This window comes from Tardiphaga sp. (genome assembly GCF_028290495.1).
GTDB lineage: Bacteria > Pseudomonadota > Alphaproteobacteria > Rhizobiales > Xanthobacteraceae > Tardiphaga.
In genome coordinates, this window is sequence record NZ_JAQGJT010000213.1 from 1 (window position 1) to 3,275 (window position 3,275).

General features: G+C 65.7%; 4 protein-coding genes. 1 reads left to right on the forward strand and 3 read right to left on the reverse strand.

Features of this window, described 5'->3' with window-relative positions:
• Positions 1 to 739, reverse strand: a 739-nt coding sequence (locus JWQ24_RS28165; RefSeq protein WP_299815800.1) for an ADP/ATP-dependent (S)-NAD(P)H-hydrate dehydratase, incomplete at its 3' end; no start/stop codon positions are given.
• Between the two features lie 72 nt (positions 740 to 811).
• Between JWQ24_RS28165 and JWQ24_RS28170 the strand changes: the two genes are divergently transcribed.
• Complete coding sequence (locus tag JWQ24_RS28170; RefSeq protein WP_299815803.1) at positions 812 to 1,429, forward strand: HAD-IA family hydrolase; 618 nt, start codon at positions 812 to 814, stop codon at positions 1,427 to 1,429.
• A gap of 18 nt (positions 1,430 to 1,447) precedes the next feature.
• Here the strand turns inward: JWQ24_RS28170 and JWQ24_RS28175 are convergent, their stop codons facing one another.
• Positions 1,448 to 2,485, reverse strand: a complete 1,038-nt coding sequence (locus tag JWQ24_RS28175; RefSeq protein WP_299815806.1) for a hemolysin family protein — start codon at positions 2,483 to 2,485, stop codon at positions 1,448 to 1,450.
• Positions 2,482 to 3,275 (reverse strand): hemolysin family protein (locus tag JWQ24_RS28180; RefSeq protein ID WP_299815809.1); only part of this gene is annotated, 794 nt, incomplete at its 5' end. The genes JWQ24_RS28175 and JWQ24_RS28180, both read right to left, overlap by 4 nt.

The window sequence follows — 3,275 nt, forward strand, 5'->3', positions numbered from 1 at the left end:
CGTGAATCACGGATGCTGTAGCGGCCAACCGCGCAAGCATCCCCTCATCTGAAGCAAGCTGATCCGCGTGAGTGGCGACCAGCGCCCCGAGGATGCCGCCGAGCGCGTCACCCGCACCCCCCGTGGCCAGCCACGAAGGCGCGACGCTCGCGGAGAGGCGGGTGCCGTCCGGGGCGGCGATGTACGTCGTGTGTCCCTTCAGCAGAACCGTGACACCGAGGGATTGTGCAGCCCTCGCCGCGGCGCCACCCGGATCTTTGGCGATCTCGGCCGGATCGCCACCGACGACGCGCGCAAGCTCGCGAAAGTGGGGCGTAATGATTGTCGGCCCGGTGGCCGAGGCGATGAGGTCGAACGCCCCGCCGTCGAGGATGACCGGTACGGACTGCGCAACGGCATCCCGCATCGCGTCGGCCGAGTCGCCGCCGCCTGCCGTGGCATCCATTCCCGAGCCGATCAGCCACGCCTGCACTCGGCCGTTGCCGGTGACGACTTCGGGGCGCCTTGCCAGCACCAGGTCGCTGGCGCGTTCCGGCCCGATGTACCGCACCATCCCGAGCCCCGTGCGAAGCGCGGCCTCGACACCGAGCACGGCTGCTCCCGGGTACTGCACGCTGCCGGTGATGACGCCGAGCACGCCTCGCGAGTACTTGTCGTCATCCTCCGACGGAACCGCAATGTGTGCTGCCGCATCAGTCACTGACCAGGCGGTGTACTGCGTTCCGGCGTCTTCGCTCATGTTCTCCACGGTAGCTTCTCGGGCCCGCGCGGTCACCGGTCTGGGCGAGCTTCTCGCGGTAACTTGGATGTCGTGCCCCTGTACATCCCGAACCGTGTTGTCGTCTTCGACTATGGCGAGGTGATTTCGCTCTCGCCGACCCCGGCGGACCGAAGTGCGCTGCTCAGCGTCGCCGATGTCGCGGCAGAACCTTTCTGGGCGGCCTACGACCGACACCGCGATGATCTCGATCGCGGAACCCTCGACGTTCCGGCCTACTGGCAGCGGGTCGCGGACGACGTGGGGGCGGCATGGAGCGCCTCAGACGTTCACCGCCTGTGGGCCGCCGATTTTCGCGGGTGGATCAGCGTCGAACCGGGAACGCTCGACCTCATCGTCGAACTCCGGGATGGCGGAACCAGGCTCGCGATCCTGTCGAACGCGGGGTTCGACTTTGGCAGCCCGCTGCGTTTCTCGCCGATGGGACGCTACTTTGAGCGCGTATTCGTCAGCGCCGAAATGGATGCACTCAAGCCCGAGCCGGCGATTTACCTCGAAGCCGCAGCACAACTCGGCATCGCCATGGAGGACATGGTCTTCATCGACAACAAGGTCGTCAATACGGATGCCGCTGCCGCTCTCGGCGCAACCGCCCACCATTTCACCGGGGTCGCTGAGTTGCGCGAATTCCTGTCCGGGCTCGCTCGATAGCCAAAGCTCGCCGGGTGGCTATGACCGACGAGTCGCATCCTGCACTTCGCCGACGAGCTCCTCGATGATGTCCTCGAAGAAGAGCACCCCGCGGGTCGCCGCCTCCTCGTCGAACACCCGGGCAACGTGCACCCCGGTGCGTCTCATGGTCGCCAGCGCATCTTCGAGATCGACCGTGCGGTAGATCGAAATCAGTTGCCGGATGCGCTTGGGCGGCACGGGTTCCAGGTATTCGTCTTCATCCAGGTCGATGACGTCTTTGAGGTGCAGGTAGCCGGTCGGGTCGCCATCCTCGTTGACGAGCACGTAGCGCGAGAAGCCCCGCTGCGCGACCGCGTGCTCAACGTCTGCCGGTGTTGCGTCCTCCGGCAGGGTGACCAGATTTGCCATCCCGACCGCGACATCCTCGGCCCGCTTGGTGGAGAACTCGAACGCGGCGCTCACGGTGCCGGACGAGTCCCTCAGAACGCCCTCCCGCGTCGACTGGGCAACGATATTGGCCACCTCGTCGACGGTAAAGACACTCGTCGCCTCACTCTTCGGCTGAATTCGAAACAACCGCACAATCCCGTTGGATGTGGCATTCAGCGCGACGATGATCGGCCGAAAGATGGTCGCGAAGAATACAAGCGGGGGTGCCAGCAGCAGCACGGCGCGCTCCGGAACGGAGAACGACAGGTTCTTAGGCACCATCTCGCCGACAATCACGTGCAGGAAGGAGACGATCAGCAGCGCGACGATAAACGAAATCGTGCCAACGACCGCTTCGGCCCAGCCGAGCAGATTGAGCGGTTGAGACATCAGGTCGTGGATGGCCGGCTCGGACACGTTGAGGATGAGCCGCGACCAGACCGTTATCCCGAGTTGGGTCGTCGCGAGCCTGAGCGTGGCATGCTCCATGGCCCAGAGAGCGGTTTTCGCGGCGCGGGAACCCCGATCCGCGCGCGGCTCGATCTGCGAGCGCCTGGCCGAGATGATCGAGAATTCGGCGCCGACGAAGAACGCGTTCACCAGCAGCAGGATGGCGAGCCACGCGATGCCCCACCAGTCGCTCACTGGGCATCACCGCCGTTCTCATCGGAGGCCTCTGGATGATTCGGCGTATACCGGACGCGGTCTATGCGACGGCCATCCAGCCTCTCGATGCGGAACTGGCCGCCGTTCACGGTGACGACATCCCCGACAACGGGCAGCCGGCCGAGCTCACTCATCAGCCAGCCCGCCACGGTCTCCCACGGGCCGTCCTCTGGCACGTTCACATCGGTGCGCTCGAGCAGTTCATCGGGCCGGAGGATGCCCGGGAACGTAAACCAGTCCCGGCTGCGCACCACATCCGGTTTTGAACGGTCGTGCTCGTCTGAGACTTCACCGACCAGCTCTTCGACCAGGTCTTCGAGAGTCGCGACTCCCGCCGTGCCGCCGTACTCGTCGACCACGACAGCCATCTGGTACCCGCGACCGCGCAGTTCACCGAGCAGGACGTCGAGGCGCATCGTCTCCGGAACTCGCAGCCCATCCCCCTGCAACGCCGAAACGGGAACGTCGCCGCGCTTCTCGCGCGGAACAGCGACCGCCTGCTTGACGTGCACAAGGCCGACGACGTCGTCGATGCTCTCGTCGATCACCGGAAACCGCGAAAAGCCGGTGCGCATCGAGAGAAGGACCACGTCGTGCGCAGTCTGGGTGCGCTCGATGCTGGCGACCCGCGGGCGCGGCGTCATGACATCCTGCGCGGTCAGGTCTGAAAAGGCGAGCGTGCGTGCGAGCAGGGTCGCCGTGTCGCGGTCGAGACTGCCTTCGCGCGCCGAGCGACGAACGAGCGACGTGAGTTCCTCGGCCGTGCGCG